This window comes from Mesorhizobium sp. M0768 (assembly GCF_040320195.1).
Lineage (GTDB): Bacteria > Pseudomonadota > Alphaproteobacteria > Rhizobiales > Rhizobiaceae > Mesorhizobium.
The window spans coordinates 41,218-62,957 of the sequence record NZ_JAMYPD010000030.1; the positions used below are offsets into that span (position 1 = coordinate 41,218).

Annotated in this window: 22 protein-coding genes and 5 pseudogenes; 16 read left to right on the plus strand and 11 right to left on the minus strand. The window is 60.6% G+C overall.

Features of this window, described 5'->3' with window-relative positions; translation table 11 throughout:
• Positions 1-30: 30 nt before the first annotated feature.
• The 3 genes from NKI08_RS27555 to NKI08_RS27565 form a co-directional block, all read right to left on the minus strand.
• Positions 31-699 (minus strand): hypothetical protein, encoded by a 669-nt coding sequence (locus NKI08_RS27555; protein ID WP_352774078.1) that lies wholly within the window; start codon positions 697-699, stop codon positions 31-33.
• 23 nt (positions 700-722) lie between these two features.
• The gene (locus tag NKI08_RS27560) at positions 723-1,172 is read right to left on the minus strand and encodes a hypothetical protein (RefSeq protein WP_352774037.1); all 450 of its coding nucleotides are present in this window, start codon (positions 1,170-1,172) and stop codon (positions 723-725) included.
• A 331-nt stretch (positions 1,173-1,503) separates the two neighbouring features.
• Positions 1,504-2,169, minus strand: a complete 666-nt coding sequence (locus tag NKI08_RS27565) for a DUF2026 family protein (RefSeq protein WP_352774039.1) — start codon at positions 2,167-2,169, stop codon at positions 1,504-1,506.
• 226 nt (positions 2,170-2,395) lie between these two features.
• Here NKI08_RS27565 and NKI08_RS27570 point away from each other — a divergent pair, with 226 nt between their 5' ends.
• The 3 genes from NKI08_RS27570 to NKI08_RS27580 all read left to right on the plus strand — a co-directional run bounded on the left by NKI08_RS27570 (position 2,396) and on the right by NKI08_RS27580 (position 3,183).
• Positions 2,396-2,581 carry a hypothetical protein gene (locus tag NKI08_RS27570; protein ID WP_352774041.1) on the plus strand — a complete coding sequence of 62 codons (186 nt, stop codon included), beginning with the start codon at positions 2,396-2,398 and terminating at the stop codon, positions 2,579-2,581.
• A gap of 147 nt (positions 2,582-2,728) precedes the next feature.
• The gene (locus tag NKI08_RS27575; protein WP_352774043.1) at positions 2,729-2,923 is read left to right on the plus strand and encodes a hypothetical protein; all 195 of its coding nucleotides are present in this window, start codon (positions 2,729-2,731) and stop codon (positions 2,921-2,923) included.
• 77 nt (positions 2,924-3,000) lie between these two features.
• Positions 3,001-3,183 (plus strand): hypothetical protein, encoded by a 183-nt coding sequence (locus NKI08_RS27580; protein ID WP_352541463.1) that lies wholly within the window; start codon positions 3,001-3,003, stop codon positions 3,181-3,183.
• A gap of 391 nt (positions 3,184-3,574) precedes the next feature.
• Here NKI08_RS27580 and NKI08_RS27585 read toward each other — a convergent pair.
• From NKI08_RS27585 to NKI08_RS27605, 5 genes and pseudogenes are all read right to left on the minus strand, one after another.
• Positions 3,575-3,883 (minus strand): annotated as a pseudogene (locus NKI08_RS27585) (transposase); the annotation flags it as partial.
• A 487-nt stretch (positions 3,884-4,370) separates the two neighbouring features.
• A pseudogene (locus NKI08_RS27590) lies at positions 4,371-4,498 on the minus strand (sugar phosphate isomerase/epimerase); the annotation flags it as partial.
• The gene (locus tag NKI08_RS27595) at positions 4,495-4,770 is read right to left on the minus strand and encodes a hypothetical protein (RefSeq protein WP_352774045.1); all 276 of its coding nucleotides are present in this window, start codon (positions 4,768-4,770) and stop codon (positions 4,495-4,497) included. The pseudogene NKI08_RS27590 and the gene NKI08_RS27595, both read right to left, overlap by 4 nt.
• Positions 4,771-4,974: 204 nt before the next feature.
• Positions 4,975-5,658 (minus strand): RES family NAD+ phosphorylase, encoded by a 684-nt coding sequence (locus tag NKI08_RS27600; RefSeq protein ID WP_352774047.1) that lies wholly within the window; start codon positions 5,656-5,658, stop codon positions 4,975-4,977.
• Positions 5,651-6,436 carry a hypothetical protein gene (locus NKI08_RS27605; protein ID WP_352774049.1) on the minus strand — a complete coding sequence of 262 codons (786 nt, stop codon included), beginning with the start codon at positions 6,434-6,436 and terminating at the stop codon, positions 5,651-5,653. The genes NKI08_RS27600 and NKI08_RS27605 overlap by 8 nt, the downstream gene beginning before the upstream one ends.
• Between NKI08_RS27605 and NKI08_RS27610 the strand changes: the two genes are divergently transcribed.
• From NKI08_RS27610 to NKI08_RS27625, 4 genes are all read left to right on the plus strand, one after another.
• Entirely contained in the window at positions 6,411-6,560 is a 150-nt protein-coding gene (locus NKI08_RS27610; protein ID WP_352774051.1) for a DUF1612 domain-containing protein, read from the plus strand. The two genes, NKI08_RS27605 and NKI08_RS27610, sit on opposite strands and share 26 nt — an antisense overlap.
• Positions 6,550-6,804, plus strand: coding sequence for a DUF1612 domain-containing protein (locus tag NKI08_RS27615; RefSeq protein ID WP_352774079.1), 255 nt, complete (start codon positions 6,550-6,552; stop codon positions 6,802-6,804). Before NKI08_RS27610 ends, NKI08_RS27615 begins: the two co-directional genes overlap by 11 nt.
• A gap of 378 nt (positions 6,805-7,182) precedes the next feature.
• A complete protein-coding gene (locus NKI08_RS27620; protein WP_352774052.1) occupies positions 7,183-7,395 on the plus strand; it encodes a DUF982 domain-containing protein in 213 nt (70 codons plus the stop codon).
• A gap of 1,001 nt (positions 7,396-8,396) precedes the next feature.
• Positions 8,397-8,594 carry a hypothetical protein gene (locus NKI08_RS27625; RefSeq protein ID WP_352502794.1) on the plus strand — a complete coding sequence of 66 codons (198 nt, stop codon included), beginning with the start codon at positions 8,397-8,399 and terminating at the stop codon, positions 8,592-8,594.
• Between the two features lie 508 nt (positions 8,595-9,102).
• Here the strand turns inward: NKI08_RS27625 and NKI08_RS27630 are convergent.
• Positions 9,103-9,633 (minus strand): annotated as a pseudogene (locus tag NKI08_RS27630) (IS91 family transposase); the annotation flags it as partial.
• A gap of 244 nt (positions 9,634-9,877) precedes the next feature.
• On the opposite strand from NKI08_RS27630, the pseudogene NKI08_RS27635 reads away from it, so the two are divergent.
• Positions 9,878-10,036 (plus strand): annotated as a pseudogene (locus NKI08_RS27635) (IS110 family transposase); the annotation flags it as partial.
• Here NKI08_RS27635 and NKI08_RS27640 read toward each other — a convergent pair.
• Positions 10,020-10,216, minus strand: a pseudogene (locus NKI08_RS27640) (ATP-binding protein); the annotation flags it as partial. The pseudogenes NKI08_RS27635 and NKI08_RS27640 overlap by 17 nt on opposite strands.
• A gap of 250 nt (positions 10,217-10,466) precedes the next feature.
• Between NKI08_RS27640 and NKI08_RS27645 the strand changes: the two are divergent.
• Genes NKI08_RS27645 through NKI08_RS27655 form a run of 3 tightly spaced genes read left to right on the plus strand, consistent with a single transcriptional unit; the run spans position 10,467 to position 13,287 of the window.
• Positions 10,467-11,456 (plus strand): sugar ABC transporter substrate-binding protein, encoded by a 990-nt coding sequence (locus NKI08_RS27645; RefSeq protein WP_352774054.1) that lies wholly within the window; start codon positions 10,467-10,469, stop codon positions 11,454-11,456.
• A gap of 8 nt (positions 11,457-11,464) precedes the next feature.
• Positions 11,465-12,502 carry an ABC transporter permease gene (locus tag NKI08_RS27650; protein ID WP_352774056.1) on the plus strand — a complete coding sequence of 346 codons (1,038 nt, stop codon included), beginning with the start codon at positions 11,465-11,467 and terminating at the stop codon, positions 12,500-12,502.
• Positions 12,499-13,287 (plus strand): ATP-binding cassette domain-containing protein, encoded by a 789-nt coding sequence (locus tag NKI08_RS27655; protein WP_352774058.1) that lies wholly within the window; start codon positions 12,499-12,501, stop codon positions 13,285-13,287. Before NKI08_RS27650 ends, NKI08_RS27655 begins: the two co-directional genes overlap by 4 nt.
• Before the next feature lie 8 nt (positions 13,288-13,295).
• Here NKI08_RS27655 and NKI08_RS27660 read toward each other — a convergent pair whose 3' ends face one another.
• The gene (locus NKI08_RS27660) at positions 13,296-14,537 is read right to left on the minus strand and encodes an ROK family transcriptional regulator (protein WP_352774060.1); all 1,242 of its coding nucleotides are present in this window, start codon (positions 14,535-14,537) and stop codon (positions 13,296-13,298) included.
• A 224-nt stretch (positions 14,538-14,761) separates the two neighbouring features.
• On the opposite strand from NKI08_RS27660, the gene tkt reads away from it, so the two are divergent.
• The 5 genes from tkt (at position 14,762) to NKI08_RS27685 (ending at position 21,574) form a co-directional block, all read left to right on the plus strand.
• Complete coding sequence (tkt, locus tag NKI08_RS27665; protein ID WP_352774062.1) at positions 14,762-16,822, plus strand: transketolase; 2,061 nt, start codon at positions 14,762-14,764, stop codon at positions 16,820-16,822.
• A complete protein-coding gene (locus NKI08_RS27670; protein ID WP_352774064.1) occupies positions 16,819-18,414 on the plus strand; it encodes an FGGY-family carbohydrate kinase in 1,596 nt (531 codons plus the stop codon). The genes tkt and NKI08_RS27670 overlap by 4 nt, the downstream gene beginning before the upstream one ends.
• A 201-nt stretch (positions 18,415-18,615) precedes the next feature.
• Positions 18,616-19,632 (plus strand): substrate-binding domain-containing protein, encoded by a 1,017-nt coding sequence (locus NKI08_RS27675; RefSeq protein ID WP_352774065.1) that lies wholly within the window; start codon positions 18,616-18,618, stop codon positions 19,630-19,632.
• A gap of 134 nt (positions 19,633-19,766) precedes the next feature.
• On the plus strand, positions 19,767-20,753 hold the full coding sequence (locus NKI08_RS27680; RefSeq protein ID WP_352774066.1) for an ABC transporter permease: 987 nt from the start codon (positions 19,767-19,769) through the stop codon (positions 20,751-20,753).
• Positions 20,753-21,574 (plus strand): ATP-binding cassette domain-containing protein, encoded by an 822-nt coding sequence (locus NKI08_RS27685; protein ID WP_352774068.1) that lies wholly within the window; start codon positions 20,753-20,755, stop codon positions 21,572-21,574. Before NKI08_RS27680 ends, NKI08_RS27685 begins: the two co-directional genes overlap by 1 nt.
• Positions 21,575-21,740: the final 166 nt, after the last annotated feature.

The following is a 21,740-nucleotide window of genomic DNA, read 5'->3' on the forward strand; positions in this document are numbered from 1 at the left end:
CGTCGACGAGACGGTCGCCGGCGCATGTTTTCAGGCCAGCGTGCTGATCGCGACCAGCCGGTCGTAAACGATGTCGGTACGGCCCGCTGGTCCGCGAATGTTTCCCTCCAGGAAATGGTCGAAGTTTGGATCAGCGAGCAGCGCGGCAACCTGTTCGGCGATGTAGGCCCGGATCTCCGGCTCGCCGTTTGCGATTTCCTCGACGATCTCCTCCCGCCCGTCGACCAAAAGGAGAATGTCCTCGGCGTCGCGGCTGGCGATGAGATCGCGTTCGCCGCGTCCGCGGTATGCCTCCAACTTGGTCGCGACAAACAGCTGCGGCGTGAGGCGCCGGATCTCGAGCGCCTCCTCCAGCTGTTCTGGTACGGCCGTCGCGATCCCCTTTGCGTACCAGCGATTGCTGAACCCGAGGATCGCCTCGTCGTCCGGCATGAAGTCGACCTTGAGCTCGCCGAGTTTCATTCGGCAGATGACGGAATCGTCAGCCGCCTCGGTGAAGCCGCGTGCGCGCAAACGCTCCGTCAGCTCGACCCATTCTGCGAAACCAGCGAGATCGACGATAAGGTCGACATCATCGGTCGCTCTCACCCCTTCGAGAACGATGGGGTCAGTAATGTAGAGCGCGGTCGTGCAGCCGCCGACGAAGACCAGGCGCGCGCGCAACTCCTCGCCGAGTGCCTCGGCGACGGCCTTCAACATGGCCTTCAACTGATCTTGGACAGTCATCCCAGCCTCTGCGCGAGCAGGTCGGCGGCGAGCTTGCTTTCGCGTTGATTGCCGACGCGGATCGCGTCGATGAGGGCCAGATAGGCGTAGAGCCGCCTGTCTTTCTCGCAGGCCTCCGGCACGCTTTTGAACAGCGGGTCGACCGACTGACCCATTTCTTTTGCATGCGCGTAGGGCCAAACGCAGATGAGATTGCCAGCGCTGTGCAGGGATTCACGTAGCACGGGGGCCGCGAATGCCGTCGGCAACCCGCGCTGCATGGCGCCTGGTTTCGCCGGAAAGACGAATTTCACTCCGTGGACGATGAACTCGCGCAGATGGCGCCGGCTCGGTTTAGGCCGGTCTGTCTTCCTGTCCTTGATCGCGAGGCCCGCCGCAATGCTACGCTTGAGCGAAGCGCCAATCTCCGTCTTGCTGATTCCGAGGGCTGCCTCGAGGCCGCGCACAGAATAGGGATCCTCGCCCGCGGCTAGCCCGAGCGGCGTAGATTCGTCACCGATATCCTTTGCGTAGTCCTCCAAGCTCGCCAGCTTGAGCAGAACGACAACATCCTGGCTCTTCATCATGTCCTCTGTCCGTGGTCCTCGGACAGAGGACATCTAACATCATACACACCGAGTGTCAACGATCACGGCTGCAAATCGGTTGGTCTCGGCGGTGAGTCGACCGTGTCCACAGCAACCACTCGGCATGCCGCTCGCAACCGCAGTCCTCGAGCCTCGTCCTCAGTCCCGGGACAGTGGACAAGCGCGGGATCGGTCCCGCACACCACACCGGCTAATGCTCCGCTCCGATACCGCGCCCATTACCAGAGCTGGTGGCGACCGTCGCGGCAAGTGACAGCCGGGTCACACGCCCTTTCTCGTCTTGAATCGCGAAGCTCGGCATCTGTTTCGTGCGCCGTTTTCCGTACCAGGCCGTCGCAACTGTGATCAGATCCTCGTTGAACCGCTTGGCGAGAAAACCGTCGAGCAACTTGTCCGTCAGAGCCGGATCCGCATAATACCGAAAATCGCCGGTGTGCACCAAGGCATTGAGGTCGGGAGCTTCTTCATCCAGGCGCCGTTGCATCATCTTGTGAGGCAGGTCGGCTGATTTCGGGTAATCAGCAAATGCCCCTCGATAGATCGGAGCCATGAAGTCGATAATATGAGTGTCGGTCTGGAGCCACACGCGGAATGCATCGTGCCCGGACACCAGCTGCCCATCCTCCAATTTCCCGAAGGTGGCAACCTCGCCGCCGCCGTCACCCAAGCAAAAGCAGAACGCACCGCCCACAATCTGCGCTCTGATTTTGTAGCACCGGTTGAGAACATAGCCGCCGACGGCCGCAAAGAAGAGGCATGCTCTCTCGGCAGTCGCGTCTGGTACCTCCTGAAGCACGCCATGGGTCACCTGATAGATGCGGTTGTAGTCGCTAAGCGGCAGAAGGAACTTACCCATGAAACCTCAGGTTTTTCGGTCGCCGTAGCGGCCACGCCGGTCATATCCAGGAAAATGAAGAACGGGGTAGCCCGCATGCGGGAGAGCATCTCATCGCACGGGGCCTGGCTTTGAAGGTGTGCGTGGTGCTGTGGACAGTCGTTGTCCTGGCGGCAGTCTTTGTCATTGTGCAGGCCTGAACCGATCGACACAAATTGGTGCCGGCGAAAATGAATAGGACGCGACTATGGCAAACCGCTACGCGTTTCGCATGGACCGCCCGGACTGCTGGACCGTTTTCGACGTTTTCACCGGCCAGCCCGCCGAGTCCGATCACAAGATCATGCTCGGCATCAATGCCGGCGAAGCGGACGACATGGTCGGCCGGCTGAACGATGAAGACGCCAAGCGGCGGGAACAGGCCGGCCGCTGAGCTAGCACACCGGCGAGCAAATTCGCCGGAATGATTCGCTAAGCACCTGTGCGGGGCGTACAGTCCGTTGTCGCCGGCCACAGAACAATGGGCACCGGCGCTTGAGAGCGTCCATCGTACTCCCGCCCCCTCGATGGGAGCCGCATTATGGACAACGATCAATCGGCCGATGTGATTTCGACTTTTGACTGCAGTATCCTGCGTGACGCGTTCAGAACATCGGTCATTGAAAAGCAGATCCCCGAGGATCAGTGGCAGGCATACGCCGCGCTTTTGATCCGCGACTATACCGGCAACTCCGATTTTGATCCGGCGTTGCTGGCCTGGATCGTGCGACCGTAATTTTATCGCCGTGCAAGGTGCCGGGGCGGACAGCCGCTCCGCGCTCTCTTTCATTTTTGCCTAAAAGGACAATAAGCATGAGGTACATGAAAACTCCGGACGCTCCGGCCATACCGGTCAAGCCAATCGTCGAAACTGGAAAAATCCTGTCGAAGCGGCTGACAATCAGAAGCGACGAAGCAACAAGACGAAAGTCCGCCGACACCGACGGCACGGTGCGGCGGGCGCGTCAAATTGCGGAAAGCAACCGCCTGATTTGATGCCCCTATGTCCCCTTTGGGCAAAACCCGGACATCATGCAGCCCAAGCCGATCGTCAGCTTTCAGGAAGTCGCAAGAACTGATCTTCTACGGCCTGCCGGCGCCCAACCACAAACGGCGTCACGTCGACATTGTCATGTACCTCCGGGCAATCCGCAGATCCATTCGATGGGTCCGTTTGCGTGACGCGGTTCGCGAACGAACCCAGTCCACCTTATATTCGGTCAGGGCGCATGCACCTGTTCCATGATCCCGCTTGCGGCGGAGTCGGACCCAAGAGACGAAACCATTCTTCAGCGGCGGCTGTTTGAGGCCATGAGTTTCGTCGGTTCGTCTACCGAGAATCTGCCAGGCCTGATCGGTCCTGGAGATTGTTAGAATCGATTGGCGTCTACGCTGATGGTTTCGTCGGGAGAGCTCCTTCTATACCGACTCCGGCGTTCACGTATTTCCACAGTGCAACAAGCAGTTTCCGAGCGAGGGCGATGATCGCCGTCTTCTTGTACCGGCCACCATTCTGGATGACTCGCGCCCTGAACCACTGGCTGAGTGCGGAATTGGGTTGATGGCGCACCCAGAGCCACGCAACCTGGATAAGCGTCGACCGGAGCCTAGGATTACCGGACTTCGAGACTCCCTGCTCGCAATTAATCTGCCCACTGTGCCAGGGCGTTGGCACCAAACCAGCGTAGGCGGTCAGGAATTTCGCCACCCGGTCGGGCACGACTTCCAGTTCCGCCCCGAAGACACCGATCTCCTCGAGTTTCTGGATCAGGCCGATATGCCCAACGACTGGAAGGTGGTTGTCGCAGAGCGCCTTCTGGATGTCGTAGGACGCGGAGCAGTAGAAGGCGTCGCCACCAATGCCGGCGAAGTGGAAAGCCGCACGCAGATAGTCTTCTGCCGTAGCGAGCGGACGGCCAGCAAAGCTGCCCCAACTGCCGTATGGAAGGCCGACCTGTACGAAACAATCGCCGGCTGCCTGTCGCATTTCCTGATCAAAGCATCGGCCTTCGATGAAAGCATGTGAATGCCCGCTGCGGCAGCGGCAGCCGCCTCGTCGGGCGTGCTGACGAAGAGCATCGAGATCTTCTGGCTATCCTTCTTCATCTTTCGGATATCCTCGACATGAGGACGGTTGTGATACATGCCCATAGTCAGCCTCCGCTACAGTTCAGGTGACCTTGAAAATGCGGGGCGGTCGACCAGCCGCAAGTGTTCACCTCGATGCCGGATACCCCCATGCGCTGGGCATGATTAAGCACCGCGTCCAACGGCAGATTGCGAGACTGTCTGAAACGAAACCCAGTTTCACGCGTAGAACTCCGGCTTTGCAATCATCTGCACAGGCGTACGACGGGCTTCCTTCAGCGCTACCACGCCAGCCTCGGCAACGACGGCGGCGCAATAGCCGTCCCAGCAATCCGAGGCGGTCGTGGGGAACTCACCGGTCATGACAAAGCGAAGGAAGTCGCGGTTCTGGCGGCGATAGGCATCATAGTACCGGGTCCGCCAGTCGGCGTCGTAGCTTGTGCTTTGGGCAAGCGCCGATTCCGTGCGGGTGTAGGCAATGTTGTTGGTTGCCACGGCGCCGTTCTCGCCAGCTCGTCGCGAAACATGATTACGCAACCGCGCTGCAAGGCCTGCCAATCCTTAGGTTTTGGGATTTCGTGGGCAAGGCGCGTTGATAACGGCACACTCTGATCAGACGGTTGCCGGAAGGCGCGGTTGGGGAGGTCAACGACTTACCTCGTCTGTCCCCCGATTTGCCCTGATCTCCTGTTCCCACCATCAGAAGCTGATGCCTACGATCTTTACGCCGATACGATCGGCGAGTTCGAGCAATTCGGAATACACGTTAGAATTTCTGGTCAAATCGAGCGACACGCCGGACTGCACCAACATCCTTGCCGGAATTCGATCGCCAAACAGCATCACGGCGAGAGCCCGGTCGTCCTGCCGAGAAATCCAGCAAAGTCCCTGGATATCTGGGCATTGTGCGTGAATGGCTTCAGCCCAGGGGCGCGTTGCTGGGTAGTGGTCCTTCTCGGTGTCGATGATCTGGCTGCGCTTGATGCCGAGTTTCCTCAGCGCTGTGACGCTCAGATCAGCCAAGACCAATTCGCCCTGCGGCGCCACCTGCGAATAGACTTGATCCGCCAGTTTCACCTTGTCGTAGGTCTTCAGGCCCGGCGCGAATGGCACATCGTGGAAGACGGTTTCCATCGCCCCACACTCAAAGGTCGTGCCGCCGTATAGAGTTGGGATACTGGCCCCACTTGCATTCTTGATCGGGCTGAATCGGGCATTGCCTTTCAGGCCTGGATTGAACTCGACGCCGGCATAGAGATTCAAATGGATACGATGGATAACTTGGTCCGCCGGCCATATCGTTCGGGTGATGATATCCTGCAAATCGTGCGATGGAACGGGAACTGGAGTCCCAGGTCCCCTTCCAATCTTTGATTTAGCCATGGAGTGCGCCTACCAACTCATCCTCGGCGGCTGCAAGAACGCGCTCGGGTTGCGCGGGGAGCACATCTTGCGGACGCTTGCCCCCAAGGAAGCTATTGACCGATGCAAACCAATAGGCGAGCCCCCAGTCATCCTTCTTCCCGTGTAAGACGCTAAGAACCTTAGCGAGCGCTTTGATAGGCCGATATCCAGCGCCGGAATCCAGTGCATAGCCAGGGAAATAGTCTACGCCCCGATGCCGAACTGCAAAGATCTGGCCTTCTTTCTTCCACTTGTGTGGCTGCGCACTCGGGTTGCTTGTGCTGAACCCAGCCATTTTGGCGATTTGGGGAGCGGTCAGCCAATCGCCGCTCTCCAGCACTGCCTTTCTCGCCTCGGCCGTCATCCGTGCCTCGACAAGCATGTATTGCGGGGGCGGCACCTGAGGGACCAGGGCCTCGATTATTAAGTTAATGGTTTCACGTTGGCGACTCATCAGGATGGTACGGACCAGAGGCGCGATGCTGACGACCGTGTCCGCAAGGGCGCGAACTGCGGGTTCACTCCCATGCTCGAACGTTAGTGCTATGACTTGCTCCGCAGTCAGCCGATCAAGTTGGTCACCAACCTCCTTCGGAGTTCCGGTGAGCGCGCCAAATCCCGATAGCTCAATGGTGTCATTGGTATGTGCCATAATATTCCACTCCGCTGGGTTGGTGAGGATGATTACATATATAGCACGATAACCGATCTCATCAAGTGGTGTTGCTGCGATGCTCTCGGACGCCTGGGAAGACATCAGTCCACTCCAGCATCAACCCTGGCTCGGCACCTTTCTAGTCGCTCGCATGCTGCGGCAGCGCCGCAAGACCGCGGCCCCACCTGCTGGCGCTCAACAGCGGCCTGCACGTTATCGGCCGTGAGCGCCGGCGTCACCGTGACCGGACCAAACGCCTGCTGGCATTTGTCGACGCCTTTACTGAAGCCACCGCGCTCGGCCTAAAGGAACATGACCGGCCGGCGTTGGCGCGGGAACAGATGCTGCGCCGCACCAGGAGCCGGCGCGGCAACTCGAAGCTGCATCCGCATAATCCATTCCAGCAAATCCGCATCGAGCGTCGCGTGCCTCCCGCCGTGCAGATACCTCGATACTGTCGCCTCTCTTGAGCTGCTCAGACATCGCCGGCGTCAAATTCACCAATGGTGTCGCACAGTCCGCGACACCGGATCACCGCGCCGCCTGATCGGCCGCGTCACCCAATTCCGACCATAGCTCCTCGCGAGCCGGCCTCAAGCACAAGAGCCGCTCCGACACGCCTGTCGCCCGAATTGAGAAACTGACCCCCTGACGAAATGAAGAACTGACCCCTCGGTTATGAGAGGAGGCATGAGGGGGGTGGACGAAGCCCATCCTCACAATGTTCGCCTACCGGGACAAACGTGACGCAACGGAACGGATGGTTCACCCGTAAAGTCTTGGGGAGGTTTGCGAAAGGAGACCAGCATATGACCTGCGAACGAGATGTCGGCACGTTCGAAGAGCCCGTGACCGTTTTGCTGTCCTCGGACAAAGTCAGTGTTTCGAGCACCCGCGAAGCCGCCGAAATGGTGCTTTACCGCTGGCCCATTGGAGAAACCGCGCGCCGCATCCAGGCTCGTATGGCATGCATGATGGTTCTCGGCGGCGGCGGCTCACCGGATGTAGCGCGCGTGGCATTTCTCAGCGCCGCCAAGGAAGCGAAAATCCTGAACGCCTGACATCGTCAATGCGTGCCCCACCACTGTCCATCATGCACACTCTTGCAGCAAACATCCTGCGTCGATCATGCGGAGACGCCGAATGCTTGCGCGAGAAGGCTGGAGCCGCGGATCTGCACTCTACGTGGACATAGCACCGCTCCGGGCAAAGCGGCCTACGGATCAAAGTTACGTGGAAACCTGCCCCACCAAACTTTGTCTGGCAAACGCATGTCGGCCCTCCCGATTTCGTTGCGAGGGGCGAAGCTGGATCGCGCGCACTCGGTCTTCATCGCGTGTTTTCGAAACAGTTCGGGAGAAGGAAAACGGGTCAAGTAGTTCAGTGTTCGATCTGGAGGAATTGAAGCTGCTCGGCCTCGATCCGACAGGCAATCGATTACGGCCCAGGGGTGACTTGCCGATAAACCTCATTCCCGTTAATCTCCAGCCCCTGTTTCGAGGCAAGAGAATCGCATGCGCGGCCTCGTCGAGGAATTCCGCACGTATGGGCATGTATGGGGCCCTGTCGGGCCGCGACATCTACTTAGGACAGTAGCCGCGACCATAACTTTTGATAACAGGTCAGGGTCGCGGGATGCCGAGCCGCTTGAAATACCGAGTTGTGCGGGTGCTCGCGATCGTCCCGCCTCAACCGCGCAAGTGCGTCATCATCGCCGGCGAGCGCCATAGCCAAACCGGGAGCGCTTATTCTCGACGGAGCGCCGGGCATTGTCTGATTGTGAAGACGGTGCTTGATCACCAGCCGCCTGAGTGTGTCGTCGCTTGCGCTATAGTCGTGCCTGAACAGATCAATGACCCTCTGGACCGTGATCGCCTCTGCCCGTGGCAGGTAGAGCGGCCGAAGTCGTTCGCCTGTTTCTGGCGCTGTTTTGACAGGGAGTGCATTGGTCATTCGGCCCTAGCGCTATTCTGCGGCCCGCCGTTTCGCCCGACATCGCGGAACGATATCGCCCCCCATGTATTAGAAACCCATGGACACTATGGAACCCCACGGCCACGGGATGGCGGTCGATATTTTGACATCGGAAGTTGCCAATGCCAGGCAGCGCATCCACCGGACCGAGCTGGCGCTTCAACGCACTGAAGAAATGCTGGCCGAAAATCTCGCGCTGTGCAGCAGGATACGAACTGCGGTCGAGGCCGCAGACCGCTTGATGGAGATCGATCCCCCCAGCTTTGAACGACATCACGTGGGTTGAACTGCGCCGGCGTTTCGTTCGTAGCGGCCTCGGCACCCTGCCGCAAGCGCCTGCCCTGTTGGCATCACAGCGTGAGCAAACATTGGACAGAAGCATTCCAACGTTCACGATGTGCCACGCGGACGCCAAACCGACACAAATCTTCAGTTCAAGGAGCGAGGATAATGCTGCGGCAAAGAAGGTGGCACGGGGGGTCTTCGCGCGAGCCGGTTATGCGATCTCCCGCTCAGAAATTATACTAAATATTCCGACGTCCTGATGGAACCCTTTGGTTGCGGGCGAGTTGCGGCTCATTGGGAGGGACTTCCCGAACATGACAGCCAGCAACAAAGCAGACCATCAGTCTGTCTCCGAAGCATTTCGGAAACTGATCCGTTCCGATGGCTATCGTCATAACCTACAAACGTTCTTAAATCTGGGGGTCGAACCAGAACTGCCGCCAAACCTTCAGTCATTACTTGCGGCTATTGATCGGGCCAAAGAGGGGCCGACCGAAGAAGTCCCTTAACTCCTCGGCAGCAAGCGTCATTACCTGCTGCATGTCAGCGCCGTAGCGCCGGTAGTCCTTGTAGCGGAAGGTGACGCCGGCCTCATCGAAGCCGATCAGGCGGCGGTTCGAGATTGCCACGCGGTGGGTGTAGCGCGACAGATAGGCGAGCACCGCCTCCGGCCCGGCGAACGGCGCCTTGGCGTAGACCACCCAACACTTCTTGCGAACAGGAGCAAGGTGGTGCAGGAATGCGCGTCGATCGGACAGGTGCACCAGCGATCCGAAGAAGGCGAGCAGCCCGGCGTCGTGCAGAGCGACCAGCCGGGCGAGGAAGAGCCGTCGGAACAGTTTGCCGAGCACGCGCACCGGCAGCAGGAAGGCCGGCCGCGAGGAGACCCATCGGCTATCGCCCAGTGCGATGCCGCCGCCCGGCACGATGATGTGCACGTGCGGATGGTGGGTCATCGCCGATCCCCAGATGTGGAGCACGGCGGTGATGCCGATGCGCGCACCGAGGTGTTTTGGATCGGCTGCGATCGTCAGCATCGTCTGTCAATGATCACGGAATCGGGACGCGATATTTTCGCGCAAAAGGAACCCCGGTTTTGGGGCGGTGAAGGGCACGCCGGTAAGCGCCCGATCAGGCGGAGCTGGTCGGGATTGCACAGCCTGATCGGGCGCGGCTGATTGGCTTTTCGGCTTTAGATCCCATGAGGAGTGAACGGCGGCCGGCGCTCTGTCAGGGTGAGGCTGCATCGAACCACTCACTCAACAGGAGATCGCCGTGGAGAATGTGTCTGCCCAACCTGGAGTCCCAAACGCTGTCCGTGTCGACCTTGGAGCAATCTTTGTCTCCCTGGAACTGAGCCGCTCAACCTGGCTGGTTACGTCGTTGTCCCCGGGCAGCGGCGACAAGATGTCGAAACGTGCTGTGGATGGCGGCGATATTGCCGGACGGCCAGAGCGAAGGGCAGATAGCCGAGCTCATCGAGTACGACGAAGTCGAGCCGGGTCAGGTGATCGGCAATCCGGCCCTGGCGGCCGGAGCGGGTTCGGTCTCGAGCCTGTTGACGAGGTCGACGACATTGAAGAAGCGCCCGCGTGCGCCGTTGCGGATGAGAGAACGGGCAATTGGCTGGCCGAACCTCTGACAGAGGCACGCGGAAGGCCATCGATCTTCGCCCTCCAGCCATCATGCTCTATCGCACGACCGGTTCAATCGGGAACCGGAGCAAACCTGCGTCGGGATCGAGTTATGTTTAAAAATGAACAAAATCACTCTGTAATTTAGATAAAGATAGACATATTGATGGAGATGGCGTATCGTCAGATAGAGGCTGACATCGGGAATGGGCCTCGACACCCAGGGAGGAGATGTAAAAATGAAATCGAAGCTGGTTTTGCACGCTTCCGTCGCGACCTTGCTTGCGGCAGGCTGCTGCGTTGCCTTTAGCGCTTTTGCAGGGGAAAAGCCCAAGGGGCTGATGCTCTTTTCGTACCTCGGCGATCAGGCCTATGTTCGCCAGTACAATGTCGCCAAAGGCCGGGCGGGCAAGATTGAAGATGTCCAGATCGACGTCAAATCGGGCACCTCGCGCGGCGACGTCAATTTCTTCATTCAGGAAATCGTCAACGCCCCCGCTGAAGGCTACAAGGTTATCGGCGTCAACACCGGTGCCACCTCCAAGGAACTGGTAAGCGCGCTCAACGATGCGACCAAGCAAGGCATCAAGGTGCTGTCCTTCGACGGCGCGCCACCGCCGATCGACGACCTGACGGCGCAGGTGAATTATGATCCGGTCGGGGCCGAGAAGGCAGTCGTGCAGGAGTTTGCCAAACAACTCCCTGCGGGAGGCGAGATTGGCGTCATCCGCTGTATTGCGGGCCTGGCGGATACCGACGCGTTCATCAATGCTTTCAAGGATGCGTTGAAGGGTACGAAGTTCAGCATCGTTGCCGAGGGCGACGCCCGTTGCGACCCCGAGAAATCGCGCACGATCGCCGAGGGCATGTTGAACGCGCATCCAAATCTGGTCGGCATCTACGATATCTTTGACGTCTCGGCACAGGGCACGCTGCAGGCGCTCGAGGCAGCCGGCTCCAATGTCATCGTTGGTTCGGTCGGCGGCCAGGAGTACGCGCTGAAGGCGATCGCTGCGGGCAACAAGAACTGGAAGTTCACGGTCCCCTACCCGTTCGAGGTGATCGCCAGAACAGCCACGGACACCACTGCTGACCTGGTGCGCGGTAAAAGCGTTGAAAAGCTTGTGGTGGTGCCGGCGCAGCCCGTCCAAACCTCGGAGAATGCGGGTGGCATGCTGAAGACGGTCTCCGACGTTGTGGCAGGCAACGTTGATGACGTCGTGAAATAACGCCACCGATGGAAGCGCACGTCAACATTGCGGGGAAATCATCCGACCCGGCGGCGGGGCGCCGCGATCACCTCTCCATCCTGCTATGGCTTCTGCAGGCCGGGCCGATCATAATTCTCGTAACCCTGGTGGTGGCATTCGGCCTGCTTGCCCCGCATTTCATTTCGGTGCGCAATCTTCAGAACCTCCTGGCCCAAAGCGCGATTGTCTGCGCCTTGGGCCTGGGGCAATTCCTCGTGATCCTGGTTCGCGGCGTCGATGTCTCGGTCGGCAGCGTCATAGCGCTGAGTGTCGTGACGGTGGCCACGCTCACCGGTGTCGATCAACCCAGCTCGATTGCGCTGGTCATCTATCCTCTTGTTGGTCTGATTGTCGGACTGATCAACGGCTTCCTCATCGTTAAAGGCGGCATTCCGCAGCCCCTCGTGGTCACCGTCGCGATGCTCGGCATTGTTGCCGGTGTCGCATTGCTCATCAGCGGCGGCAACACGCTCGTGGGTGTTTCGCCCGCAGTGCATTGGCTGGCAAACGGCAAGATGCTGGGCATACCTGCCGGCGCCTTGATGGTCCTGGTTCTTGCAGGGTTGTTCTGGCTCATGTTGCGGCGTACGCAATGGGGCCGCTGGCTCTATGCGGTTGGTGGCAATCCGGATGTCGCGCAATGGGTTGGGCTTCCGCGCGACAGGTTGATCATGAGCGCGTATGCCATCTGTGGCACCACAGCGGGCATTGCAGGCATGCTGTATCACGGTCGGACCGGGTCGGCTTCGCCTCTTTCGGGCATCGGCTATGAGCTGGACGCCATCACGGCGGTGGTTGTCGGCGGCGCAAGTCTCTTCGGCGGTCGCGGCAGCATCACCAACGTGCTGTTCGGCGCGCTCATCATCGCCACGATCCGCAGTGGCCTTCAGCAACTCGACGTCTCTCCGTTCTGGTCATCGGTGGCAATCGGCGTCGGCATCCTGCTGGCCCTTGAACTCGATGTCTTGCGCAAACACATCGAGACCCGCATTCGAACGCTGCGTGCGAGACAGGCGAGCCAATGAGTGTCGCCTCGCCAGACAGCATTTCCAACATGGCCACCGATGCGCGTCTGGTTCTCTCGGTGCGGGACGCGCGCAAGGCCTACGGGTTCGTAACGGCGCTGGCTGGTGCGTCGCTTGACCTCCATGAGGGCGAGATTGTTGCCTTGCTCGGCGACAACGGCGCCGGAAAGTCGACACTCATCAAGGCGATCACCGGCATCGTAACGCTGGATTCGGGTGACATCGAGCTTGCCGGACACCCATTGCGGCTGCGTTCGCCCGCCGACGCGCGTGCATCGGGCATCGAGACCGTGTTTCAGGACCTTGCTGTCTTCGACAATCTGACCGTATCCGACAACTTCCTGATCGGACGCGAGCAGACGCGGCCACGCTGGCTCGGTCCGCTGGGCTTCCTTTCCGCTGGACAAGAGCAGCGACAGTGGCGGCAGCATGCCAGCGCATTGAGCGTCAGCCATGTCTCACCTTCCCAGGAGATCGGACTGATGTCGGGTGGCCAGCGTCAGGCTGTCGCGGTTGCGCGGGCAGTGGCGTTCGCCCGACGGGTGGTCATTCTGGATGAACCCACGGCGGCCCTTGGTGTGCGCGAATCCGACGAGATATTGACGATGGTAAGACGCCTGCCGGAGCGAGGCCTGTCAGTCATCATCGTCAGCCACAACATGGACCACGTCGTGCGCGTGGCGCACCGTGCTGTCGTCATGCGGCAAGGCCGGAGTGTCGGCGAGATGACTGTAGGCCAAGGCGTTCAGAAGGATCTTGTCGCAATGATCATGGGCGTTACCTGAAACAGGCGTCATCCGGAAACCGTGCTGCTTTGTAAAACTGGATTGGCGCGGTCTATCGCTAGCCGATCGATGAGCTCCTCCACTTTCCCGAGGCTGAAGATATCCTCAAGCGCCAGATAGGCAGCGCCAAAAAGGGCACTGTCCTTCTGCGGGTTGGCAAGGACGATCTGCAACTCGCGCGTGGCAAGTGGAAGGCATCGCTGGTAGACGAGTTCGCGGATACCGGACAACAGAAACTCTCCACCCTTGGCGAGTGTGCCGCCCACCACGATCAAGTTCGGGTTGAGAATACTGACGACATCGGAGGCGACTTCGCCGATCACCCGCCCAGCGCTGCGCAGCAGCATCAGGGCTTCCGGCTTCTGCATTTCAACGAGCGATATGACATCGCGGGCGTTCTCCGCCTTGAAGCCTTTGCTTGAGAGATCCCGGGCAATCGCCCAGCCGCCGGCGCGGGCTTCGACACAACCGAGCTTGCCACAGCGGCACAAGGGCGCGTTCTCGGAGTTAAACTGGATATGGCCGATGTCGCCGGCCGCGCCCTGAGCGCCACGAAAGATCTTGCCGCCGGCGATGATGCCGCTGCCGATACCCGTTCCCGCCTTGATGAAGAACATGTCATCGACATGCGGGAAATTCTGGCGGTGCTCGTGGATCGCCATGAGGTTTACGTCATTTTCGACATAGATTGGTACATCGAAACGACGGCGCAGCCAGCTGATGATGTCGAATTCATCCCATCCGTGAAGGACCGAAGGACCGACGACGCGGCCGTGCTTGAAATCCACCGGCGTGGGCATGCTGAGGCTGACCCCAAAAAGCGAACCATGGCTGGTTCGAGCCTTCGCTGCAAGAATGTCGAACCCGTCGGCAATCTGCTCGAGGGAAGCCGCCGGTCCGTCCGACGCGTTGAACGGTATTGTACTTTGCGAGACGACAGCGGGTTCGAGGTCCATGGCGGCAAGATGGATGTAGGTTTCGCCGATATTGGCGACGAGAAAGAAGCCCGCCCGCTCATTGATCCCAAGCACGCGCGTCGGCCTTCCGCCGCTCGGCATGGTGCGCGCCGTCTCGCGGATCAGACCGGAGTCGATCAGCGCATTCAGGCGCTGGGTGACGGTCACGCGTGACAATCCGGACGCGTCGAGCAACGCCGACCGGGACGTGGCGGCGCCAGTGGCAATCAGCGAGAGAATTTCGCCACTGTTCACAAGGGCCGGGTTCTCCGCCATACCATTTGTCCTGACCATTACGCACGTCCCCGTTTGCCCTGAGGTTTAGCCACAATCCCTAGGGAGATAAAGGCGCGTCCGCAAGAAAGTGGCACACGTTTTGTACAAAAATATGCAATAATACGTTGACTTAAAGATATATCGATGACTAAGAGTATGTCGTCTGGGAGGAACGGATGAACTTGCGCGGACCGACCGCGCCGTTCCGGTGTTTCTCCGTCACTCCATCGACGGAATATCGCATGTTATCAGCGCAAAACGACTTAGCCCGCCCGGATCTCCTGGCGAACGCCATTCGCGCGCTGTCAATGGATGCGGTCGAGAACGCCAAGTCCGGCCATCCAGGCATGCCGATGGGCATGGCCGAGATCGCGGTCGCCCTCTGGCACCGGCACCTTCGTCACAATCCATCCAATCCGGCCTGGACCGACCGCGACCGCGTTGTGCTCAGCAACGGCCACGGCTCGATGCTGCTCTACAGCGTGCTTCATCTCACAGGCTACGATGTCTCGATCGCCGATCTCCGGCAGTTTAGGCAGCTTGGCAGCAGGACGCCGGGCCATCCCGAATTCGGCTATACGCCGGGAGTTGAAGTTACGACCGGGCCGCTCGGGCAAGGCCTCGCAAATGCCGTCGGCATGGCAATTGCCGAAAAGACATTGGCCGCCGCATTCAACCGACCCGGACACGACATTGTCGACCACCATACCTTTGTCCTGGCAGGCGACGGCTGCCTGATGGAAGGCATTTCGCATGAGGCTTGCTCGCTTGCCGGAACGCTCGGCCTTGGCAAGCTGATCGTGCTCTACGACGACAACGGCATCTCCATCGACGGCCATGTCGGCGGCTGGTTTTCGGACGATACGCCCAAGCGCTTCGAGGCCTATGGCTGGCAGGTCATTGCCGATGTGAACGGGCACGATATCGCGGCAGTCGACCGGGCGATTTCCGCAGCGAAGGCGCAAGCAGCCCGCCCGACGCTGATCTGCTGCAAGACCATGATCGGCAAGGGGGCGCCGACGAAAGCCGGAAGTCACGATAGCCATGGCTCTCCGCTCGGCGCCGACGAGGTCGGCCGGGCTCGGCTCGCGCTCGATTGGCCGCATGCGCCGTTCGCCGTTCCAGGAGAGATTAGCGACGCGTGGAACGCCTCGGTCAGGGGGGCTGCATCGGAGGCCGCCTGGCGCCGCCGCTTCGAGGCATACCGCGCGGCCTACCCCGATGATGCGGAGGAGTTCGAACGGCGAGCCACGCACCATCTTCCCGCAGGCTTCGCCGCCAAGGCGGATGCGTTCGTTGCGCAAACCGTCGAGAAGGCCGAAATGCTGGCGACACGCAAGGCAAGCCAGAATGCCATTCAGGCCTTTGCCGGCTTGCTTCCCGAACTGATCGGCGGTTCGGCAGATCTCGCCAGTTCGAACCTCACGCTTTGGAAGGGGGCGGAACCGATCACATCCATCTCGGGCGGCAACTATATCTATTATGGCGTGCGCGAGTTTGGAATGGCCGCGATCATGAACGGCCTGATGGTCCATGGCGGGTTGCGTCCATTCGGTGGCACGTTCCTGATGTTCTCGGAATACGCGCGCAACGCCCTGCGGATGGCAGCGCTGATGAAGCTTGGCGCCATCTATGTCTTTACCCACGATTCCATCGCGCTCGGTCAGGACGGTCCGACGCATCAGCCCATCGAGCAGTTGGCCACGCTCCGTTTGATGCCCAACATGGATGTATGGCGACCGTGCGACACCGTTGAAACGACGGTTGCCTGGCAGATTGCGCTTGAGCAGGTGGCGACGCCGACTAGTTTTGCGCTTAGCCGGCAGAACCTGCCGTTTCAGCCGCGCGACCAAGCCCAGGTTCAAGCGGTGCGCAGGGGCGGGTATGTGCTGCGCCGGGAAGATGGCCGGCTGGATGCCGTCGTCATCGCGACCGGATCCGAAGTACAGCTCGCTGTCGGCGCCCAGGAGCGACTCGCGAAGCAAGGGATCCAGGTTCGTGTGGTCTCCATGCCGTCCACCAGTGCCTTCGACCGGCAGGATGACGGCTACAAGGCCGAGGTGCTGCCGCGCGGCGTTCCCCGCGTCTCCGTCGAAGCCGGCGTCACCGACTATTGGCGCAAATATGTGGGCCTTGAGGGTGAGTGTGTCGGCATCGACTCGTTTGGCGAATCGGCCCCGGCCGAGATGCTCTACGAGCATTTCCACCTGACCGTAGAGGCCGTCGAAAAGGCGGTCCACAGGGCGCTCGAGAAACATCGCCGCGCTGCGTCGCCGGAGTTGGGAAGGCAGCAGGCGAGATGACCGCTACCTATGTCATCGGACTGGATTACGGCACCGGATCAGCCCGCGGCGTCCTGATCGACGCCGCAACCGGCGAGCAGATCGGCAGCCACACGCATGCCTATCGCCATGACGTCATGACGCAAAGCCTTCCTGACGGCACGCCCTTGCCACGCTCATGGGCGTTGCAGAACGCCGCCGACTATCTCGATGCTGCGGAAGAAATCCTTGGTGTGCTGGGGCGCGGACGGATCATCGAGTCGATCGGGCTCGGCTTCTCGGCAAGCTCGCCGATGCCGACCACCACCGATGGCATAGCCCTTTCCGAACTTCACCCTGGCGAGCCTCATGCCTATGTCAAACTGTGGAAACATCGCGCCGCGCAGCCCTATGCGGACGCGATCAACCGTCAGGGAGGATCCTTCCTGCGCAATTTCGGCGGCAAGCTTTCCGGGGAATGGCTGCTTCCGAAGGCCGCCCAGATTGCGGACGAGGCGCCAGGCATCTGGAGCGAGGTCGGCCGGTTCATCGAGTCCGGCGATTGGCTTGTCTGGCAACTGACCGGCTCCGAAGTGCGCAGTCTGGGTTTTGCGGCCTACAAGGCCCAGTATTCCGAGACCGAAGGCTATCCGCACGGGATCGTGCCAGGTCTTTCCGAAAGGCTGTCGGAGCCGCACCGTATTGGCACTCCGGCTGGAAGCCTATCCGAGCCATGGCGGATGCGCACGGGGATCACTGGCCGCGCGATCGTCGCAGTGGCGGTCATCGATTCACACGTCGTGCTGCCCGCGGTCGGGGCCGTGTCGTCCGGCTGTCTCGTCGGTGCGCTCGGAACTTCTGCGGTCTATCTCTTTTTGAACGAACAGTTCCGTCCTTTGCCCCCCGGCATCGAAGGTGTGGCCAAGGATGGATCGGTTCGCGATCTCTGGTGCTACGAGGCCGGGCAGGCCGGGTTTGGCGACATGCTCGCCTGGTTCGTGAAGGCCTTTCCGCGTGGCGCGGACGAGGCTGAAAGTTTCCGTATCTACAACCGTGAGGCAGCCGGGCTCGAACCCAGCGCCAACCATCTCGTGGCGCTTGACTGGTGGAACGGCAACCGGGTGCCGCTCGCGGATTCAGACCTCAGCGGCCTGCTTCTCGGTCTCACCACCGAAACCACGGGCGTCGGCATCTACCGCGCACTGATCGAGTCGCTGTGTTTTGGCGCTCGCACGGTGGTCGACCTCTTCGAGGCCGGCGGTTTTGGCATCAACCGCATCATCCTGACGAGCGGGCTGGCCCAGAACAATCCATTGCTGGTGCAGATCATGGCCGACGTGCTGGGGCGCGTCGTGGAGGTTCCAAGCATTGCCCATGCGACGGCTGTCGGCGCGGCGGTTCATGGCGCGGTCGCGGCCGAACTGGTGAGCGGCTTCGCCGAGGGCACGGCCCGGTTCGGCGCGCGCACCTTCACCCCCTATCACCCACGCCGCGAAAGCGCGGCCGCCTACCGGTCTCTCTACAAAAATTATCGGCAGCTCAGCGACAGCCGGACCGTACGCAACGCCATGCATGATCTGAACAGGGCGGCGTCGCTCGACCGGCCGGAGAAAGAAACGAAATCGGTGGCCTGAGCAAGGCGACTGCCAACCCCTCGATCTCTTTTGCGGAACCGCCATCCTTCGACGTGCAGGGCACGCATGAGGCGCGGCTCGCATCTATAATTATGTATAAAAACATACATAATTGTAGATATAATGTTTGACTCTATGCAAAACATATGCATAACTCGGTGAGCCTTTGAGGAGAAAGGTTCAACAACTCGGGAGGAGTTCATGTTCGCTTTGCCTATGTCGACCGGCACCAAATCCGGAACCATCGTGAAATCAGCCGTTGCGGGCCTGGTGTTCTTCGGGACCGCTTTTGCAGTGACCGGCCATGCCTCGGCCGATGAAGTTATTGTCGGCCTCGTCACCAAGACGGAGGTCAACCCGTTCTTTGTGAAAATGCGTCAGGCTGCCGAAGCGGAGGCCAAGGCCAAGGGCGTCAAATTGATCGCCCGTGCTGGCAAGTTCGACGGCGACAATGAGGGCCAGGTCACTGCGATCGAGGATCTGATCAGCGCCGGCGCCAAAGGCATATTGGTGACGCCTAACAACTCGACCGGCATGCTGGGTATCATCAAGAAGGCGCGCGATGCAGGGGTCCTCGTGATCGCGCTCGATACGGCGACCGATCCGGCCGAAGCGGTCGACGCCACCTTTGCCACGGATAATTTCGAGGCCGGCGTGCAGCAGGGCGCCTATGCCCGCAAGGCGCTCGGCGACAAGAAGCCGGTGCTGGCCATGCTCGATGGAACGCCTGGCGGCACGGTCGATACGTTCCGCCACAATGGCTATCTGAAGGGCTTCGGGCTTGCCGAGGGCGATCCGGCCATCGCCGGCTCGGCCATCACCAATGGCGCGCAGGACAAGGGCCAGGTCGGCATGGAAAACCTGCTCTCCAAGAACGGCGAGATCAATGCGGTCTACACCATCAACGAGCCAGCCGCCGCCGGCGGCTATGCGGCGTTGAAATCCTTCGGCAAGGAAGCCGATGTCATGCTGACCTCGATTGACGGCGGCTGCGCCGGTGTCCGCGACGTCAAGGCCGGCAAGATCGCCGCGACGGTCATGCAGTTCCCCTACAAGATGGCGGCCATGGGCGTCGACGCGGTCGTCGATTATGCCGCCAGCGGCAAGAAGCCGAGCGGCTTCGTCAATACGGGTTCGTTCCTGATCACCGACAAGCCGGTTGAAGGGATCGACTCCAAGGACACCGAATGGGGCCTCAAGAACTGCTGGGGCGACTGATATTTTGAATCCTCCCGGCGGGACCATGCCGGACAGGCCGTCGGCAAGACGGTATATCTGTGTCGGCATGGTCCCGTTCGTTTCCGGCCCGACCCTTGAGGCTGGGAACGCGGCGACTGTTCCAGAGGGCACTTATGAATTCGCCATCGGCACTCTCTTTCGGCGGAACGTCCAGCATTGCCAAGAAGGTCATTGGCACGCCATCGGTGGGCCCATTGCTGGTACTGCTCGCTTTCGGCGTGATCTTTTCCCTGACCAATCCGCGTTTTCTCGCCACGCAAAACCTGTCGATCATTCTCCAGCAGACGGTGATCATCGGCACCTTGGCCATTGGCCAGACCTTGATCATCCTGACCGCCGGCATCGACCTCGCGGTGGGGGCAATATGCGTACTGGGCACCATCCTTGCCGGAAAACTGGCGAACAGCGGCTATGATCCGATCGCGGCCATGACCTTGGCCGTTCTCGCCTGCTCGGCGGCCGGTGTCGCGGCGGGGGGCCTCATCAGCGGCCTGCGCCTGCCACCTTTCATCGTCACCCTCGGTATATTGGGCATCATCACCGCCGCGCTCAGGCTGATTTCGGCGGGCGGGGCTTTTGCGGTCACCGACGAATTTCTCGGCTGGACGGGAAACACCATCCGCCTGAACGGTTTCATCGTGACCTACGGCGTCATCATCATGCTCCTCCTCTATGGAATGGTCTGGTTCCTTCTCAACCAGACGCAATGGGGACGGCATGTCTACGCGGTCGGCAACAATCCGGAAGCCGCCCGGCTTGTCGGTATACCTGTTGGCCGGCTCCTCCTGTCGGTCTACGTCCTAGCGGCGTTCATTTACGGGATCGCGGCCTGGCTGGCGCTCGGCCGAATCCCCAATGCCGACCCCAATGCCTTGCAGACCGCCAATCTCGATTCCATCACCGCCGTCGTCATTGGCGGCACCAGCCTGTTCGGCGGCCGGGGCGGATTGATCGGCACCCTAATAGGCGCGCTGATCGTCGGCGTCCTGCGCAACGGGCTGACGCTCGCCGGCATTGATCCGCTCTGGCAGGATCTGATCACAGGCATTCTCGTGATCGTGGCGGTCGCGCTCGATCAACTGACCAGGGGGAGGCGGTGATGACGCCTGTCGAGCCGAGAGTGCCAGTGGTGACCACCCCGGGTGGCGTCATCCTCGAAGCCCGCAACGTAGTCAAACGCTACGGCCACGTCACCGCTCTCGACGGTGTCGATTTCGAACTGCGCGCCGGCGAAATCCTGGCGGTGGTCGGTGACAACGGCGCTGGAAAGAGTTCGCTGATCAAGGCGCTGACTGGCGCGATCGTCCCCGACAGCGGCGACATTCTGCTGGACGGCCAACCCGTCCACTTCAAGGGTCCGCTGGAAGCACGCAAGCTCGGCATCGAGACGGTCTACCAGGATCTCGCCGTTGCGGCCGCGCTCGACATCGCCAGCAACCTGTTTCTCGGCCGGGAACGCCGCCGCCCCGGCTTCCTCGGCAATGTGCTGCGCATGCTCGACAAGAAGGGTATGCGCGCGGAGGCGGAGCGCAGCATGGCGGACCTGAAATTCCACCTGCCGTCGATCGGCAGCGCGGTCGAATCGTTGTCAGGCGGCCAGCGTCAGGGCGTCGCGGTCGCCAGAGCGGCATTGTTCGCCAAGAAGCTCGCGATCATGGATGAGCCGACGGCAGCACTCGGCGTGCGCGAAACTGGCCAGGTTCTCGACCTGATCCGGGCGATCCGCCAGCGCGGATTGCCGGTGGTCCTGATCAGCCACAACATGCCGAACGTCTTCGAAATCGCCGACCGCATCCACATCATGCGCCTGGGCAAACGTGCGGCCGTGGTCAGTCCGAAAACCCACACCATGGGCGATGTCGTCGCCATCATGACCGGCGCGGCGAAGTTCGAACAACCGGCAGCATCAGCTTTTCGCTAATGCAATGTCGCCCAAAAGTGAGCTCGGTCTTGGGAGAACGACATGCATAAAACAAAGACCTAACCCGCTTCTCTCACCGCGCCCTGGCTCGAGCTGCATCTTGACTGGTGCGGGTCGGCGTTGCTCATCCTGGTTTTGAGGACGAGCGCGGCCTGCGCCGCGGAGA

What these genes read in the sequence shown, in the direction of transcription:
- NKI08_RS27605 (WP_352774049.1), bottom strand. Translation starts at nt 6,436, where the DNA reads ATGTCTTCCCAGGCGTCCGAGAGCATCGCAGCAACACCACTTGATGAG.
- NKI08_RS27680 (WP_352774066.1), top strand. Translation starts at nt 19,767, where the DNA reads ATGAATTCGCCATCGGCACTCTCTTTCGGCGGAACGTCCAGCATTGCC.
- NKI08_RS27600 (WP_352774047.1), bottom strand. Translation starts at nt 5,658, where the DNA reads ATGGCTAAATCAAAGATTGGAAGGGGACCTGGGACTCCAGTTCCCGTT.
- NKI08_RS27650 (WP_352774056.1), top strand. Translation starts at nt 11,465, where the DNA reads ATGGAAGCGCACGTCAACATTGCGGGGAAATCATCCGACCCGGCGGCG.
- NKI08_RS27610 (WP_352774051.1), top strand. Translation starts at nt 6,411, where the DNA reads ATGCTCTCGGACGCCTGGGAAGACATCAGTCCACTCCAGCATCAACCC.
- NKI08_RS27675 (WP_352774065.1), top strand. Translation starts at nt 18,616, where the DNA reads ATGTTCGCTTTGCCTATGTCGACCGGCACCAAATCCGGAACCATCGTG.
- NKI08_RS27685 (WP_352774068.1), top strand. Translation starts at nt 20,753, where the DNA reads ATGACGCCTGTCGAGCCGAGAGTGCCAGTGGTGACCACCCCGGGTGGC.
- NKI08_RS27555 (WP_352774078.1), bottom strand. Translation starts at nt 699, where the DNA reads ATGTTGAAGGCCGTCGCCGAGGCACTCGGCGAGGAGTTGCGCGCGCGC.
- NKI08_RS27575 (WP_352774043.1), top strand. Translation starts at nt 2,729, where the DNA reads ATGGACAACGATCAATCGGCCGATGTGATTTCGACTTTTGACTGCAGT.
- NKI08_RS27570 (WP_352774041.1), top strand. Translation starts at nt 2,396, where the DNA reads ATGGCAAACCGCTACGCGTTTCGCATGGACCGCCCGGACTGCTGGACC.
- NKI08_RS27565 (WP_352774039.1), bottom strand. Translation starts at nt 2,169, where the DNA reads ATGGGTAAGTTCCTTCTGCCGCTTAGCGACTACAACCGCATCTATCAG.
- NKI08_RS27660 (WP_352774060.1), bottom strand. Translation starts at nt 14,537, where the DNA reads ATGGTCAGGACAAATGGTATGGCGGAGAACCCGGCCCTTGTGAACAGT.
- NKI08_RS27655 (WP_352774058.1), top strand. Translation starts at nt 12,499, where the DNA reads ATGAGTGTCGCCTCGCCAGACAGCATTTCCAACATGGCCACCGATGCG.
- NKI08_RS27670 (WP_352774064.1), top strand. Translation starts at nt 16,819, where the DNA reads ATGACCGCTACCTATGTCATCGGACTGGATTACGGCACCGGATCAGCC.
- NKI08_RS27645 (WP_352774054.1), top strand. Translation starts at nt 10,467, where the DNA reads ATGAAATCGAAGCTGGTTTTGCACGCTTCCGTCGCGACCTTGCTTGCG.
- NKI08_RS27580 (WP_352541463.1), top strand. Translation starts at nt 3,001, where the DNA reads ATGAGGTACATGAAAACTCCGGACGCTCCGGCCATACCGGTCAAGCCA.
- tkt (WP_352774062.1), top strand. Translation starts at nt 14,762, where the DNA reads ATGTTATCAGCGCAAAACGACTTAGCCCGCCCGGATCTCCTGGCGAAC.
- NKI08_RS27625 (WP_352502794.1), top strand. Translation starts at nt 8,397, where the DNA reads ATGGCGGTCGATATTTTGACATCGGAAGTTGCCAATGCCAGGCAGCGC.